Annotated in this window: 14 protein-coding genes; 5 read left to right on the top strand and 9 right to left on the bottom strand. The window is 68.5% G+C overall.

Annotated elements, in window-relative coordinates:
• The first annotated feature begins 95 nt into the window (after positions 1 to 95).
• Positions 96 to 767 (top strand): glutathione S-transferase family protein, encoded by a 672-nt coding sequence (locus tag ABOZ73_RS05935; RefSeq protein ID WP_369061509.1) that lies wholly within the window; start codon positions 96 to 98, stop codon positions 765 to 767.
• Positions 764 to 1,180: a hypothetical protein gene (locus ABOZ73_RS05930; RefSeq protein WP_369061507.1), complete on the top strand. Its 417-nt coding sequence runs from the start codon at positions 764 to 766 to the stop codon at positions 1,178 to 1,180. Before ABOZ73_RS05935 ends, ABOZ73_RS05930 begins: the two co-directional genes overlap by 4 nt.
• 69 nt (positions 1,181 to 1,249) lie before the next feature.
• Here ABOZ73_RS05930 and ABOZ73_RS05925 read toward each other — a convergent pair whose 3' ends face one another.
• Entirely contained in the window at positions 1,250 to 3,373 is a 2,124-nt protein-coding gene (locus ABOZ73_RS05925; RefSeq protein WP_369061505.1) for a M3 family metallopeptidase, read from the bottom strand.
• A gap of 135 nt (positions 3,374 to 3,508) precedes the next feature.
• On the opposite strand from ABOZ73_RS05925, the gene ABOZ73_RS05920 reads away from it, so the two are divergent.
• A complete protein-coding gene (locus tag ABOZ73_RS05920) occupies positions 3,509 to 4,360 on the top strand; it encodes a glutamate racemase (protein WP_369061503.1) in 852 nt (283 codons plus the stop codon).
• 188 nt (positions 4,361 to 4,548) lie between these two features.
• On the opposite strand, the gene ABOZ73_RS05915 is transcribed toward ABOZ73_RS05920, so the two are convergent.
• The 6 genes from ABOZ73_RS05915 to ubiA form a co-directional block, all read right to left on the bottom strand.
• The gene (locus tag ABOZ73_RS05915; RefSeq protein ID WP_369061501.1) at positions 4,549 to 4,863 is read right to left on the bottom strand and encodes a hypothetical protein; all 315 of its coding nucleotides are present in this window, start codon (positions 4,861 to 4,863) and stop codon (positions 4,549 to 4,551) included.
• Positions 4,864 to 4,884: 21 nt separating this feature from the next.
• Entirely contained in the window at positions 4,885 to 6,246 is a 1,362-nt protein-coding gene (locus ABOZ73_RS05910) for an intermediate filament-like cell shape determinant CreS (RefSeq protein ID WP_369061499.1), read from the bottom strand.
• 149 nt (positions 6,247 to 6,395) lie between these two features.
• Positions 6,396 to 6,734 carry a VOC family protein gene (locus ABOZ73_RS05905; protein WP_369061497.1) on the bottom strand — a complete coding sequence of 113 codons (339 nt, stop codon included), beginning with the start codon at positions 6,732 to 6,734 and terminating at the stop codon, positions 6,396 to 6,398.
• A 44-nt stretch (positions 6,735 to 6,778) separates the two neighbouring features.
• Entirely contained in the window at positions 6,779 to 7,438 is a 660-nt protein-coding gene (locus tag ABOZ73_RS05900; RefSeq protein WP_369061495.1) for a methyltransferase, read from the bottom strand.
• Positions 7,435 to 8,376 (bottom strand): fatty acid desaturase family protein, encoded by a 942-nt coding sequence (locus ABOZ73_RS05895; RefSeq protein ID WP_369061493.1) that lies wholly within the window; start codon positions 8,374 to 8,376, stop codon positions 7,435 to 7,437. Before ABOZ73_RS05895 ends, ABOZ73_RS05900 begins: the two co-directional genes overlap by 4 nt.
• A 48-nt stretch (positions 8,377 to 8,424) precedes the next feature.
• Positions 8,425 to 9,348 carry a 4-hydroxybenzoate octaprenyltransferase gene (gene ubiA / locus ABOZ73_RS05890; RefSeq protein ID WP_369061491.1) on the bottom strand — a complete coding sequence of 308 codons (924 nt, stop codon included), beginning with the start codon at positions 9,346 to 9,348 and terminating at the stop codon, positions 8,425 to 8,427.
• A gap of 264 nt (positions 9,349 to 9,612) precedes the next feature.
• Between ubiA and ABOZ73_RS05885 the strand changes: the two genes are divergently transcribed.
• Together ABOZ73_RS05885 and ABOZ73_RS05880 are read left to right on the top strand one after the other, a co-directional pair.
• Positions 9,613 to 9,873: a DUF454 family protein gene (locus tag ABOZ73_RS05885; protein ID WP_369061489.1), complete on the top strand. Its 261-nt coding sequence runs from the start codon at positions 9,613 to 9,615 to the stop codon at positions 9,871 to 9,873.
• A gap of 60 nt (positions 9,874 to 9,933) precedes the next feature.
• On the top strand, positions 9,934 to 11,244 hold the full coding sequence (locus ABOZ73_RS05880) for an acetyl-CoA C-acyltransferase (protein ID WP_369061487.1): 1,311 nt from the start codon (positions 9,934 to 9,936) through the stop codon (positions 11,242 to 11,244).
• 184 nt (positions 11,245 to 11,428) lie between these two features.
• Here the strand turns inward: ABOZ73_RS05880 and ABOZ73_RS05875 are convergent, their stop codons facing one another.
• Both ABOZ73_RS05875 and ABOZ73_RS05870 read right to left on the bottom strand, forming a co-directional pair.
• Positions 11,429 to 12,610 (bottom strand): class I SAM-dependent methyltransferase, encoded by a 1,182-nt coding sequence (locus ABOZ73_RS05875; protein WP_369061486.1) that lies wholly within the window; start codon positions 12,608 to 12,610, stop codon positions 11,429 to 11,431.
• A gap of 82 nt (positions 12,611 to 12,692) precedes the next feature.
• Positions 12,693 to 14,087, bottom strand: a complete 1,395-nt coding sequence (locus tag ABOZ73_RS05870) for an efflux transporter outer membrane subunit (RefSeq protein WP_369061484.1) — start codon at positions 14,085 to 14,087, stop codon at positions 12,693 to 12,695.
• Positions 14,088 to 14,095 lie beyond the last annotated feature (8 nt).

Here is a 14,095-nt window from a genome sequence, read left to right as displayed (position 1 = left end):
CGCTATTCTGCACAAACGCATAACAGCCATGCAACAGCTGACATTGCGGCGTTCGACGGGCGCCGTTATTTCGCCCCGCCTGTCAGGGGCACATCATGAAACTCTATAGCGATCCGATCTCCACCACTTCGCGGCCGGTGCTGCATTTCGCCGCCGAGGCCGGGATCAACCTCGAAATCGTCCACATCGACATGATGTCGGGCGGCGCCCAGCATCCCGACTATCTGCGGGTCAATCCGAACGGCATCGTGCCGTATCTGGTCGATGGCGACTTCGGCCTGGGCGAAAGCTCGGCGATCCTCAAGTACCTGGCCGACCGCGCCGCCTCGCCGGCCTATCCGGTCGAGATCCAGGCCCGCGCCCGGATCAACGAGACCATGGATTGGTTCGCCACCAACCTGCACAAGGACCTGTGCGTGTTCGGCGTCTATGTCGCCGTCATGCCGCCGGAAGGGCTCGACCCCGCCGGCGTCGAGGCCCTGGTCACCTACGGCCGCACGCGTTCCGCCCGCTGGATGACGGTGCTGAACGACACCATGCTGGCCGACCGGGACTTCGTATGCGGCGACCAGATCACCATCGCCGACTATCTGGGCGCGACCTTCGTCAGCTTTGGCGAGGCGGGCGGCTTCGACCTGTCGCCCTGGCCCAACGTCGCCGCCTGGATGCAGCGCATGCGCGCCCGCCCGGGCTTCGCCCCGGCCTACGCGCCGTTCAACGCCTGGCTCGCCCAGCGCGCCGCCGAGATGCAGGGAGCCGCCGCATGAACCGCTGGCCCTACGTCTTCTTCGCCACGGCGACCGTCTACATCCTGATCGGGGTGCTGTGGGGCATGGCCATGAGCCTGACCCACCATCACGAGACCTACAGCGCCCACGCCCACCTCAACCTGATCGGCTGGGTCAGCCAGGCCCTTATGGGGCTGTTCTACGCGGTGATGGGGCGTCGCACGCCCAACTGGCTGGCGGCGGCCAACTACGTCTTCACCAACATCGGGGTCATCTGCATGACCACGGTGCTCTACCTCTACCTGTCCGGTTCGGCGGCCTCGAAACAGCTGATGATGGGCCTCTACATGGTCGGCCCGCCCAGCGTGATACTCGGCTTCTTCTTCTTCGCCGGGGCGGTCTTCCTCGCCCTGGCCCGCAACTGGAAGGCGCCGGCCGTGGCGCAGGCCTAGGCGGATCGGCGCTCAGAACTGAAAACGGCCGGGGATCGCTCCCCGGCCGTTCTTGTCTCAGAGGCTCTCTTACGCGCCCGGCGGAACGGGGAAGCCCCGGTCGCGCATCAGGGCGCCGATCTTTGGATCGCGGCCGCGGAAGTTGCGGAACTGCTGGGCCGGATCGATGGAGTTGCCCTTCGACATGATGTCGTCGTGCAGCTTCTTGGCGACGCCCTTGTCGTAGTAGCCGCCCGGCGCCTCTTGAAACGCCTCGCCCACGTCGGCGGTGATAGTGTCGGCCCACAGATAGCTGTAGTAGCCGGCCGAATAGCCGTCGGACGAGAAGACGTGGCCGAACTGCGGGGTGCGGTGACGCATGACCAGCTCGGTCGGCATCTTCAGCTTGGCCAACTCGTCACGCTCGAAGGCGTCCGGATCGATGGTCACGTCGCCGGCCAGGTGCAGCTTCATGTCGATCAGGGCCGAGGCCAGATACTCGGTCGTCGCGAAGCCCTGGCCGAACTTGTCGGCGGCCTTGATCTTGTCGACCAGGGCCTGCGGGATCGGCTCGCCGGTCTGGTAGTGGACGGCGAACTTGCTCAGCACTTCCTTGGTCGGCAGCCAGTGTTCGTTCAGCTGGCTGGGGAACTCCACATAGTCGCGGGCCACCGAGGTGCCGGCCACGCTCGGATAGACCACGTCGGAGTTCAGGCCGTGCAAGGCGTGACCGAACTCGTGGAACATGGTGGTGGCGTCATCCCACGAGATGAGCACCGGCTCGCCGGGTGCGCCCTTGATGAAGTTGGAGTTGTTCGAGACGATCGTCTTGATGTCGCCCTTGAACTTCTCCTGGCCGCGATAGGCGTTCATCCAGGCGCCCGAGCGCTTGCCCTGGCGGGCATAGGGATCGAAGTACCACAGGCCGACCAGCTTGCCGCCGCGGTTCACCTCCCAGACGCGGACGTCGGGGTGATAGACCGGCACGTTGGTGATCTGCTTGAACTCGAAGCCGTAGAGCTGGCCGGCGGCCCAGAACATGCCCTCGCGCAGCTTCTCCATCTGCATGTACGGCTTCACCTCGTTCATATCGAGGTCGTACTTCGCCTTGCGGACCTTCTCTTCGTAGAAGCGGTAGTCCCACGGCTCGATCTTGAAGCCGCCCTTCTCGGCGTCGACGATCTGCTGCATGGCGGCCACGTCGATGGCCACCTGGGCGATGGCCGGCTTCCACACCGCCTCCATCAGCTCCATGGCCGCCTCGGGGGTCTTGGCCATGCTGTTCTCCACGCGCCAGTGGGCGTGGGTCTTGTAGCCCAGCAGCTTGGCGCGCTCGACGCGCAGCTTCAGGATCTCGGTGATGATCTTGTTGTTGTCGTGCGCGTCGCCGTTGTCGCCGCGGTTGACGAAGGCGCGCCAGATCTTCTCGCGCATGGCGCGGTTGGTGGCGTTGGTCAGGTACGGATCGACGCTGGAGCGGGTGTTGACGATCACCCACTTGCCGTCGAGGCCGCGATCCTTGGCCGAGGCGGCGGCGCCGGCCTTCAGGCTGTCGGGCAGGCCGGCCAGGTCGGCCTGGGTCAGCTCGATATAGGTCTCCTCGTCCGCCAGCAGGTTGTTGCTGAAGGTCGAAAACAGGCTCGCCAGGCGCTTGTTGATCTCGCCGATGCGGGTCTTGGCGGCCTGGTCCAGCTTGGCGCCGGAGCGCACGAAGTTGGTGTAGTACAGCCAGGTCACGCGCTGCTGCTCGGGCGTCAGCTTGGCCTTGGCGGGCGAGTTGTAGACCGCCTCGACGCGTTTGAAGAGCGCCGGGTTCTGGTTGATCTTGTCGTTGAACGCGGCCAGGACCGGGCTCATCTCCTGCTGCACGGCGCGGAATTCCGGCGTGCTCATGTTGCCGCCCCAGATACCCCAGTAGGTGAAGACGTCGCTCAGGGTGCGGCCGGCGTCCTCAAGCGGGACGATGGTGTTGTCGAAGGTCGGCGCGGCGGTCTGGGCCGTGATCGCGTCGATCTCCTTCAGGTTCTCGGCCATGCCGATTTCGAGGGCGGCCTTCACGTCCGAGACCTTGGCCTTGTCGAAGGCGGGGACGCCGCCGTACGGGCCGGTCCATTTCTGGGTCAAGGGGTTGGTCTGGGCCATGGACAGGGTGGGGGCCATGGCGGCCGCGAGGCCGGTGGCGGCGGTGGCCGCCAGGAAGGTTCGACGCTGCAAGGTCGGGTCTCCAGATTTCGATGGAGCGGACCTTAGACCTCTTGAGGGCCGTGTCATATTACGCACCTGTAATGAAACATCGGTCGCTCTAAACCGCGCATGGACGGCGCCTCGGGGCGGGTCTAAATCCGTCTCATGACCATCGGCGTGTTCGATTCCGGCGTAGGCGGCCTGACGGTCCATCGCGCCCTCGTGGAGCGGCTTCCGGCCGCCGACTTCATCTATCTTGCCGACCAGGCGAACGCCCCCTATGGCGGCCGCGCGGGCGAGGAGATCGTCGACCTGACGCGCGCCGGGTGCGAGCGCCTGTTCGACGCCGGCGCGGACCTGGTGGTCCTGGCCTGCAACACCGCCAGCGCCATCGCCCTTCGCCGCCTGCAGCAGACCTGGCTGCCCGGCTACCGCAAGTCCAAGGGCAAGCCGCTGAACGTGCTGGGCATCATCGTCCCGACCATCGAGGCCGCCACCGGCTTGCCGTGGGAGCACGAGGCCGAGCGGCGCGGGGAAAAGATCGAGAAGCTCGACATCCTCGGCGTCTTCTCTACCCAGGGCACCACCAACAGCCGGGTGTACGAGATCGAGATCGACAAGCGCCGCCAGGACGTGGCGGTGTTCTCCGAGGCCTGTCCCAACCTGGTGCCCCTGATCGAGGGCAATGCCGGGGTGGTCGAGCTGGCCAAGGAGATCGAGGAGCGCGTCGCCGCCCTGACCCGCCGTATCGGCCGCGCGCCGGACCGGGCGATCCTGGGCTGCACCCACTACGAGATCGTCGCCGACCTGTTCCGCGCGGCCCTGCCGCCGGGCACGCCGCTGATCCACCAGCCGATCGCCACGGCCGATGCGCTTGAACGCTACCTCGCCCGCCATCCGGAGCTGAACCCCGGCTCCAGCAGCCACCGCCGCTTCCTGACCACCGGCAAGCCCGGCCCTCAGAACGCCCTCGTCGAAAGCTTCTGGGGTGGCCCCCTGAGCTTCGAGGCGGCTTAAAATCTCTTCTCCTGCCCCGTGAAACCGGGGAGGTGGATCGGCGCGCAGCGACGAGACGGAGGGGGCGCTGACTGCGCTCAACCTCTCAACCGCTCATCCCGGCGAAGGCCGGGAACCAGATTCATCCAGAGCCTCAGCAGGGTTTCACCTGGGGCCCGGCCTTCGCCGGGGTGAGCGGGCTTTCAAAGTTAGACCCGCTCCCCGCAATCCACGCCAACGTACTGCGCGCGCCGGGTCTCGAAGACCACGACGCCCACATGGCCGCGTCCGATGGGGAAGTCGAAGATCCAGCCGCCGGCCATGGCCGTGTAGTCGGGCTTGCCGATCTTGAACCGGCCGCCGAGGCGGTCCTGCGAGCAGGTGTTGGCCGCGCTGGCGGCGTAGCGCCGGGCCAGGACCTCGGCCTCTTCGAAGGTGGTCTGCCGACGTGAAAAGACCGCCGCAATGGCCAGGAGAACCGTCGCGGCGACGGCGATCCACAACCATGTGCGGCGGTCGATCATGCGGCTTCAGGCCGCCGGAAATCAGCCGGCTGCGCGGTCGTCGTCCTGGTCGCCGCCGCCCAGCAGGGCCATCTGCAGGCGGGCGCGGTCGCGGCGAGCCGATTCCAGCGCGCCGCTGTTGACGGCGGCCTCGGCGCGGATGCGCTCCAGCTCCGACTGCATTTCGGTGGCGCGCTCGGCGTGATCGCGTTGCGCCTGGTCCTGAGCGGCTTGCAGGGTCTCGAAGCGGGCGCGCAGTTGAGCGGCGCGTTCCTCGCCGCGCTTGAGCGCCTTTTCCTGAGCCTGGACGGTCTTGGCCAGCTGGTCGGCCCGCTCGATGGCCGCCGCGCGGGCGGTGTCGAGCGAAGCGTGGCGGTGACGCAAGGCGTCGGCCTCTTCTTCCAGGCTGCGGATGCGTTCCTGGGCGCGGTCCACGGCCACCTGCAGCTCGCTGGCGCGACGTTCGGCGGTCTGGTGGGCGGCGCCGATCTCGCCGAGGCGTTGCGACAGCTGGGTGTTCAGTTCCTCCAGCTTGTCGGCGCGGACGACGGCGGTCTCGAAGCGCGCCTGCAGGGCGGCGGCGTCGGAGCGGGCGGCTTCGACCTGGCCTTCCAGGGCGCGGATGTTGCGGGTGGCTTCGGTCTGGTCGGCCAGGCTGCGGGCGCGTTCCGAAGCGATCTGGGTCTCCAGCTCGGCTTCGACGCGGGCCAGGCGCGAGACTTCGCCATTGGCGTAGTCCAGACGCTTCTTCAGGACGCCGTTCTCCTCGCTGGCGAGGCTGAAGTCCTGGGTGGCGCGGGCCAGCGCGTTTTCCGCCTCGTTGCGGCGGGCTTCGCTTTCCTGGGCCTGGTTGCGCAGGGCGGCGCAGTCCTGGTCGAGGTGCTCGGCGCGGGCCGAGACGTCGCGCAGGGACGCGTCCAGCGAGCCGGCGCGCAGTTCGGTCTGCAGCAGCTGGTTGCGCAGGCGGTCCAGCTCGAGGGCGTTTTCCTCGAGCTGCGATTCCTGAGATTGGCGGATGGCTTCGGATTCGCCGAAGTTGGCTTCGGAGCCGGCCAGACGGGCCGACAGGTCGCGCTCGCGGCCCTGCAGGTCGTCGATGTTGTCGAGCGCGGCGTCGTGCGCGGTGCGCAGGCTCAGCAGCTCGGCGTGTTCGGCGCGGCGCGCCTCGAATTCTTCGGTGACCGGCTTGCGGACTTCGGCCAGCAGCGGCTCGATGGCGCGCAGGTGCTCCATGACCCGCTCGATGCCGTCCAGCCCGCCATGAATGGATTCATAGCGCAGGCCGATGGCCTGGGTGGCTTCGACCAGGCGGTCGGAGCCGTCGGCCTCCGGTTCACGATCCAGGCCAGCCTCGATACGCGTGACGTTCTTGCCGCCACGCGCAGACTTTGAAAGCAGTCGCATTCCAGTCCCCCGCCGCAGCCCGCGGCGCATCGATCAGTGTGATTCGCGCGCCCCGCGCGGTCACCCGGAATCATTTCCGGCCGGTTAACAGCCTAGCCACGCGGGGGAAGTCTTGTCGATACGGAAGTGCGGTTAAGAGGTGGCTGCGGCTACTTGTCCGACCACACTCCAAGCGCGTTGCCGGCCGGGTCGCGGAAGTGGAAGCGCCGCCCGCCGGGAAAGCTGAAGATCGGCTGCACGATGGTCCCGCCGGCCGCCGTCACCTTGTCGGCCATGGCCTCCAGGTCATGGGCGAACAGGATCACCAGCGGCTGGGTCACGGCTTCCTTCTGAGCGTCGAAGCCGCCGTCCACGCCCTGGTCGAAGGCGGCGTACTCTGGGCCGTAGTCGGTGAAGGTCCAGCCGAAGGCCTTGCCGTAGAAGTCCTTGGTCGCCGGCAGCGCGCCGCCCGGCAGCTCCACATAGTCGATCTTGCCGTCTTCACGCATTGCTCGTTCCTCCGAAAATGTTCTTCAAATGTTCTAGTCGCCGCTCAAGGCAGAGTCCAGACGGACGTCTTCTTCACCGCCAGGTCCTCCAGCTCCCGCGTTGTGGGCACCTGATACTCGGCCAGCTTCTCCAGGCCGCTCTTGGGGAAATAGGTCCGCCCCGGATCGCCGATCAGCACCTTCGCCCCGCCGTCCCGCGCCGTCCCCAGCCAGGCCAGGACCTTCTCGGCCATGGGCTTCTCATAGGCCACGTCCCCCGCCAGGAAGACCTCGGCCTGCGGCGGCGCGTCGTCCAGCAGGTTGCGGTCGGTGAAGTCCACCACGACCCTGTTGGCTTCGGCGTTCAGGCTCACCGCCGCCTCGCAGAACACGTCGATGTCGGTGGCGATGACCCGCGCCGCGCCTGCCTTCATGGCGGCGATGGCCACCAGGCCCGAGCCGGTGGCGAAGTCGACCACCGTCTTGCCGCGCACCAGCTCCGGATGATCCAGCACATAGCGCGCCAGGGCCTGCCCGCCCGCCCAGGCGAAGGCCCAGAACGGCGGCGGCAGGCCGATTTCCTCCAGCGCTTCCTCGGTCATCCGCCACAGGGGCGTGATCTCGTCCGCCAGATGCAGGACCAGTTCGAGCGCGTGCGGCGGCGCTTGCAGGCGCGTGTTTTCCAGGATGAAGGCGCGGCGGCCTTCCAGGGTTGGGACGATCACGCGGCGGAGGCCGCCTTCAGCACGGTCAGATAGCCCGGCGCGGTGAGCATCCCCTGGGTCACGCCCTTCTTCTCCAGCACCCGGTTGGCGCGCGGCAGGCTCCAGCAGGGCAGGTGCATGAACATGTGGTGCTCCCCATGGAAGTTCACCCAGTAGGGGGCGATCAGGGCGCGTTCGATCCAGTTGGCCTTGGTGGTGCGGGCGTGGCGCAGGGCATCGGCCTCGTCCTTGGCCACCAGGGCATGCTCGGCGATGTTGCGCAGGCGCGTGACCAGCGGGAACCACGTCGCCAGCGGCAGCAGCCAGCAGACGAAATAGGCCCACCAGTATCCCGTCGCCGCCAGCACCGCGAACAGGCCGAGATTCCACAGCAGGAACACCGCCGACCGCGCCGCCTCGGTGGCGAAAATCGCGCCCGCCGGCTGCCCGTGCTCGCGCTTCTTAAGCCGCGCCAGCAGCGGCCCGAACCGCTGCTTGAAGAAGGTCTGCCCCGTCAGGTCGCGGACGATCTTGCGGCGCAGGCTGGCGCGGGTGGTGGGGAAGGGGGCGGACAGGACCAGGTCCGGATCCTCCGCCTGCTGGGCGAACTTGTGATGGGTCAGGTGATAGGTGCGATAGCCGACCAGGTTTCCGCCCACCGGCGCGGCGCACAGCCACTGGCCGACCCAGTCGTTGACCTTCAGGTTCCTGTGCAGGCAGCCATGGGCCGCGTCGTGCATCAGGATCGCCAGGCCCAGCTGCCGCGTGCCGGTGATCATCACCATTAGGACGAAGGTCAGCGGGTTCGGCCAGACCACGAACATCGCCCCCGCCGCCGCGATGACGATCCAGGCATGGGCGACCAGGGCCAGCCCCTTCCACGATGAGCGCGCGGACAGCGGCGCCCATTCCTCGGGCGTGAAGAAGTCCTTCGGGTTGACGCGGGCTGCGGCGGCCATGGCGGGATCATCTCACCACGGGGCTGGCGCGCCAAGCGTGACGCGGGGTCAGCTGTTGTTGAACATCCCGGCGGCCAGGGCGACGAACAGGATCAGCCCCGCCCAGGCGTTGGACTTGAACAGCTTCAGCGCGTGCTGCGGCTGGTCCGGCTTCAGCAGCACCACCTGCGCCAGCAGATGCGCCGCGAACACCGCCCAGATCGGGGTGAAGGCGATCGGCCCCAAGGCCGACGACCACGCCGCCGCCGCCGCCAGCAGGGCGGTCAGGACGTAGAAGCCGAACACCCCCTTGCGCACCCCCTTGCCCAGGCGGCGGGCGGACGACTTCACCCCAGCCAGGGCGTCGTCCTCGATGTCCTGCAGGGCGTAGATGGTGTCGTAGCCCAGGGTCCAGAAGACGCCCGCCGCGTACAGCAGCAGGGCAGGCGGCTCGACCATGCCCGTCACCGCCGCATAGCCCAGCGGCGCCCCCCAGTTGAAGGTCAGGCCCAGCCACGCCTGCGGCCACCAGGTGATCCGCTTCATGAACGGATAGCCGGCCACCAGGCCCAGCGACAGCACGCCCAGGACGATGGCCGTGGTCCCCAGGCTCAGCAGGATCAGCAGCGAGACCAGCGAGCAGCCGACCACGAAGGCCCAGGCCTGCTTGACGCTGATCTCTCCCGCCGGGATCGGCCGCAGGGCGGTGCGCGCCACCTGGGCGTCGAAGTCGCGATCGACGATGTCGTTATAGGCGCAGCCCGCCGCCCGCATCAGCGCCGCGCCGAGGAAGAAGGCCAGCAGCAGCCAGGGGCTGGGCAGCTGCTCCCGCGCCGCCGAGGCCAGGGCGATCCCCTGCCAGCCGGGCAGCATCAGCAGCCAGATTCCCGCCGGCCGGTCGAAGCGGCCCAGCCGCAGCCAGGGACGCAGGGCGGGGGGAGCCAGCCGGTCCACCCAGTTGGCGGGCGCGGCGTCGGGAAGGGGCGTGGTCATGGCCCTTGGCTTACCGCGACGCTTGGGCGGACGCGCCATAGAACCTTCCAATCGGATCGAGAAAAACAATCAATTGGATTTCTGGCAGGGGTAAGCCGAGGTTGTTCTCACCCCGACGGCCTCTCCCGCTCCCATCGCCGCGGAGCAGAGGCCCTGGCCGCCCTCCCATCTCTCCCCCAGGGAGGGCGGCCCCATCTTCCCCCACTGATCTCGATCAACGATATTGCGAGCCATTCGCGTAAAACGGCGCCATTGTCCCGCCCGATGAAGCCCTCCGCCCGCCGTCCCCGATCCCGCGTCTACCGCTGGACGCTCGACGCCGTGGGCGGGACGCTGTTCGCCATCGGCACGGCCAACATCTTCATCCCCGGCATGCCGACCACGATCTTCTGGATCGGCGCGGTGATGTGCTTCGTGAAGACCCGGCCCAGCGCGGTGAAGCCGATCCTGCGCACTCCGGTGATCGGCCCGGCCATCCGCGGCTTCCTGCGCTGGAAGCCGTTCTCGAAGAAGAAGCGCCGCTGAAATCTTCAATCCGGCGTCGCGATGCCTAGCTAAGCTGTCAGCCCTGATTGGGAGACATCCATGGCCGCCGCCCCGAAGAAGACCGCCACCAGATCCGCTCATGCGAAACCCCAGGTCTGGCTCGCCGCCGGCCTGCGCACCCCCTTCACCAAGGTCGACGCTCCCCTCGGCGGCTATGACGCCATCAGCATGTCGGTCCCGGTAGTCCAGGCCATGGCCGCCCAACTGAAAGGCGGCCCGCCCGACTTCGCCGTCTGGGGCACGGTGATCCCCAGTCTGACCTTCAGCAACATCGCCCGCGAGGTGCTGATCGACAGCGGCGTCGGCCCGACCATCCCGGCCTATTCCACAGTCATGGCCTGCTCGACCAGCATGATGGGCGCCTTCCAGGCCGCCGGCATGATCGACGGCGCGGCCCGCAACCTCGCCCTGGTCGGCGGGGTCGAGGCCATGAGCCGCGTGCAGATCGGCCTGACCCAGGGCCTGTCCGACTGGATCCGCAAGTTCCAGGGCGCCAAGACCACGGGCAAGAAGCTGGCCCACCTGAAGACCCTCAACCCCGCCAATCTCAAGCTGTGGATTCCCAAGGTGGTGAACCGCACCACGGGCATGAGCATGGGCGAGCACACCGAGATCACCGCCAAGGACTGGGCCCTGACCCGCGAGGAGCAGGACGTCATCGCCCTGGCCAGCCACGTCAACGCCGTGGCCGCCTGGGATCGCGGCTTCTTCGACAGCTTGGTCGCGCCCCTGGGCGGGGTGAAGAAGGACACGATCCCGCGCAAGGACACCTCGCTGGAGAAGTTGGCCAAGCTGCCGCCGGCCTTCGACCGCACCAGCGGCCGGGGGACCCTGACCGCCGGCAACTCCTCGCCGCTGACCGATGGCGCGGCGGCCATCTGGGTCGCCTCGGAGGAGGGGCTAAAGCGCCTGCCCGCCGACACGCCGCGCGTGAAGCTGGTGGACTTCGAGGTCGCCTCGGTGGACCTCAAGACCGAGGGCCTGCTGATGGCCCCCGCCTACGCCATCCCCACGCTGCTCGCCCGCCACGGCCTGAAGTACGCCGACATCGACCTGTGGGAGATCCACGAGGCCTTCGCCGCCCAGGTCGCCGCCCACATCAAGGCGCTGGAGGACAAGACCTTCCTCAAGACCAAGGTGGGTCTGCCCCACACCTTCGGCCCGTTCCCCAAGGACCGGGTGAACCCCAACGGCGGCAGCCTGGCGCTGGGCCACCCCTTCGGCGCCACGGGCGCCCGCATCCTGTCCCAGGCGGTCAAGGAACTGGCCAGCCGGCCCAAGGGCTCCCGCGCCATCGTCAGCATCTGCGCCGACGGCGGCCAGGGGACGGTGGCGTTGCTGCAGAACTAAGGGCCTGCCCCTTTCTCCTCCCCTGCGAAGCGGGGGAGGGGGACCGCCCGAAGGGTGGTGGAGGGGGCGACCGCCTGCTCTGAGCCCAGTCATGCCCCCTCCACCGCGGAGCCTGTCCTCGGGTTCGGTCGAGCCCGGGGGCGGTCCCCCTCCCCCGTACGCTTCGCTACAGGGGAGGAGAAGGTCAGCTCCCCGCCAGGTAGTCGCGGGTGATCGGCAGGGTGTCGAGCTTCCGGGTCAGCTGGATCTGGAAGACCATGTGCCCGCCGTAGCGGAAGCCCACCTCGGCCGAGGCCAGATAATACTCCCACATGCGCAGGAACCGCGCGTCATACAGCGACGGGATCTCCGGATCGGCCAGGAACCGCTCGCGCCAGTGGCGCAGGGTCTCGGCGTAGTGGATGCGCAGGATCTCCACGTCGGTGACCCAAAGGCCCGCGTCCTCGGCCGCCGAGACGATCTCCGACAGGGCCGGCACATAGCCGCCGGGGAAGATGTACTTGTTGGTGAAGAGGTTGGTGGTGCGCGGGCCTTCCATGCGGCCGATGGAGTGGATGACGGCCACGCCGTCCTCATCCAGCAGCCGGCGGACGGTCTCGAAATAGCCCCGGAAGTTCGGCGCCCCCACATGTTCCAGCATGCCGACCGAGACGATGCGGTCGAAGGTGCGCGTGATGTCGCGATAGTCGGTCAGCTCGAACCTCGCTCGATCCGCCAGCCCCGCCTTGGCCGCCCGTTCACGGGCCAGCTCCAGCTGCTCGGTGGACAGGGTCACGCCGGTGACGTCGGCGCCGAAGTCGCGCGCCAGGGTCATGGCCATGCCGCCCCAGCCCGAACCGATGTCCAGGACCTCGTCGCCCGGTTCGATCCGCAGTTTGGCGCCGATGTGCGCCTTCTTGGCGGCCTGGGCCTCCTCCAGGCTTATCCCCTCGCGCGGAAAGTAGGCGCAGGAGTACTGCATGTCGGCGTCCAGGAACCGCCGGTAGAGGTCGTTGGAGATGTCGTAGTGGTGGTGCACATTTCGGCGGGAGGCGACCCGTCCGTTGGCCTGCTGGATGCGCCGCTTGATGGCCCGCTTCAGCCGGGTCAGCACCCCGCCGCGTCCCTTGGGGATGCGCGAGCCGCTGCGGCCGACGATCTCCAGCAGGTCCCACATGCGGCCCTGCTCGAAGACCAGGTCCTCGTCCATGAAGGCCTCGCCAAGACCCAGGGTCGGCTTGGCGGCGATGCGTCTGACGCCCCGGCTGTTGAGGCGGACCGTGACCGGCGTTCCGGTCCCGTCGCCGGCCCTGATCGTCCTGCCGCCGGGAAGGCGCAGGGTCAGGTCGCCGACCTTGATCTGCTGCTTGAGGAGAGCTTCGATCATCAGGTGAAGCTAGTCATCGAACCGTCATGATGAAAGGGGCCTGCGCGGGCGTGGCTGGGGACGAACGCCCGCGCAGACTTTATCAGGCCGGAGTCCAGCCCCCGCCCAATGCCTTGTAGATGGCCACCACATTGGTGTTCACGCCGGTTTCCGCGACGCTCAGCGCGTCCTCCGCCGCCAGCAGGGTGCGCTCCGCGTCGAGCAGGACAAGGAAGTCGATCCCGCCCTCGCGATACTGCACCCGCGCCAGCTCCGCCGCCCGGCGCGAGGCGCTGGCCTGCTCGGTCAGGCTTGCCAGTTGCGCCTGCTGCTGGCGATAGGCGACCAGGGCGTTCTCCAGGTCCTCGATGGCCCGCAGCACGGTCTGGTCATAGGTCGCCAGGCTGGCCTCCTCGCGGGCCTCCTGCGCCTTCAGCCGCGCCCGGGCGCCGATGAAGTCCAGGCCCGGCCAGGTCACGGTCGGCGCCACGCTCCATGCCCGGCTGCTGGCGTTCCCGAAGGACGACAGGTCCCCCGACAGGAAGCCGACGAAGCCGGTGACGCTGACGCGCGGGAACAGGTCGGCCGTCGCCACCCCGACCCGGGCGGTCTGTCCGGCCAGGCGGCGCTCGGCCGCCTGCACGTCAGGCCTCCGGCGCAGCAGGTCGCCGGCGTCGCCGATGGCCAGGGCCTTGATCAGCGGTCGCAGCCCCTCGGCGCGCGGCGCCAGCAGGGTGTCGAGCGCGCCCGGACGCTGGCCGGTCAGGACCGCGAGGCGGTAGTTCGCCCGCGTCTCGGCCGTGACCAGAACCGGGATGGCCGCTTCCGTGGCCTTCATCCGCGCCGTGGCGCTGGCCACGTCGATGGCGTCGCCGCGACCCACGTCGAAGCGCACCTGGGTCAGGCGCACCGTCTCGCGCTGGGTCTCCAGGTTGCGGCGGGCCACGGCCAGCCGCTCCTGCGCCCCGCGCAGTTCGAAGTAGTTGCGGGCCACCTCGGCGGCGACCGTCACCTGGGCGTCGCGCAGGTCGGCCTCCGTGGCGCCGAGGTCGGCGCGCGCCGCCTCCACGCCCCGGCGCACGCGGCCGAACAGGTCCAGCTCCCAGCCGGCGTCGAAGCCGGCCTGGAACGCCTCGATCTCGATCCGGGGATTGCCGGCCGGGAACTGCTGGTCGGTCAGCGAATAGGCGCCGCGGGTGGTGACCCGCGGCAGCTGGTCCAGCTTGGTGTCTGTGAACAGGGCCCGCGCCTCGGCCACGCGGGCGATGGCGACGCGCAGGTCCAGGTTGTCGCCCAGCGCCTGAATGACGAGCTGGTCGAGGATCGGGTCCTCGAAGCCTTTCCACCATTCCACCTCGGGGTTGGCCGTGGTGACGAAGGTCTCGGCGTTCTGGTAGGCGACCGGCGCGACGGCCGGCGCCTTGTAGTCAGGGCCCACCGCGCAGGCGACGGCCGTCAGGCTGGCGCCGGCGATGAGCAGGGTGCGTAGCAAGGTCATGAGGTCTC

It is taken from the genome of Caulobacter sp. 73W, assembly GCF_041021955.1.
GTDB lineage: Bacteria > Pseudomonadota > Alphaproteobacteria > Caulobacterales > Caulobacteraceae > Caulobacter.
Note: the sequence above shows the minus strand (reverse complement) of the source record. Positions and strands in the feature narration are given on the sequence as shown.

What these genes read in the sequence shown, in the direction of transcription:
- ABOZ73_RS05915 (WP_369061501.1), bottom strand. Translation starts at nt 4,863, where the DNA reads ATGATCGACCGCCGCACATGGTTGTGGATCGCCGTCGCCGCGACGGTT.
- ABOZ73_RS05935 (WP_369061509.1), top strand. Translation starts at nt 96, where the DNA reads ATGAAACTCTATAGCGATCCGATCTCCACCACTTCGCGGCCGGTGCTG.
- ABOZ73_RS05920 (WP_369061503.1), top strand. Translation starts at nt 3,509, where the DNA reads ATGACCATCGGCGTGTTCGATTCCGGCGTAGGCGGCCTGACGGTCCAT.
- ABOZ73_RS05875 (WP_369061486.1), bottom strand. Translation starts at nt 12,610, where the DNA reads ATGATCGAAGCTCTCCTCAAGCAGCAGATCAAGGTCGGCGACCTGACC.
- ABOZ73_RS05885 (WP_369061489.1), top strand. Translation starts at nt 9,613, where the DNA reads ATGAAGCCCTCCGCCCGCCGTCCCCGATCCCGCGTCTACCGCTGGACG.
- ABOZ73_RS05895 (WP_369061493.1), bottom strand. Translation starts at nt 8,376, where the DNA reads ATGGCCGCCGCAGCCCGCGTCAACCCGAAGGACTTCTTCACGCCCGAG.
- ABOZ73_RS05880 (WP_369061487.1), top strand. Translation starts at nt 9,934, where the DNA reads ATGGCCGCCGCCCCGAAGAAGACCGCCACCAGATCCGCTCATGCGAAA.
- ABOZ73_RS05870 (WP_369061484.1), bottom strand. Translation starts at nt 14,087, where the DNA reads ATGACCTTGCTACGCACCCTGCTCATCGCCGGCGCCAGCCTGACGGCC.
- ABOZ73_RS05910 (WP_369061499.1), bottom strand. Translation starts at nt 6,246, where the DNA reads ATGCGACTGCTTTCAAAGTCTGCGCGTGGCGGCAAGAACGTCACGCGT.
- ABOZ73_RS05930 (WP_369061507.1), top strand. Translation starts at nt 764, where the DNA reads ATGAACCGCTGGCCCTACGTCTTCTTCGCCACGGCGACCGTCTACATC.
- ABOZ73_RS05905 (WP_369061497.1), bottom strand. Translation starts at nt 6,734, where the DNA reads ATGCGTGAAGACGGCAAGATCGACTATGTGGAGCTGCCGGGCGGCGCG.
- ubiA (WP_369061491.1), bottom strand. Translation starts at nt 9,348, where the DNA reads ATGACCACGCCCCTTCCCGACGCCGCGCCCGCCAACTGGGTGGACCGG.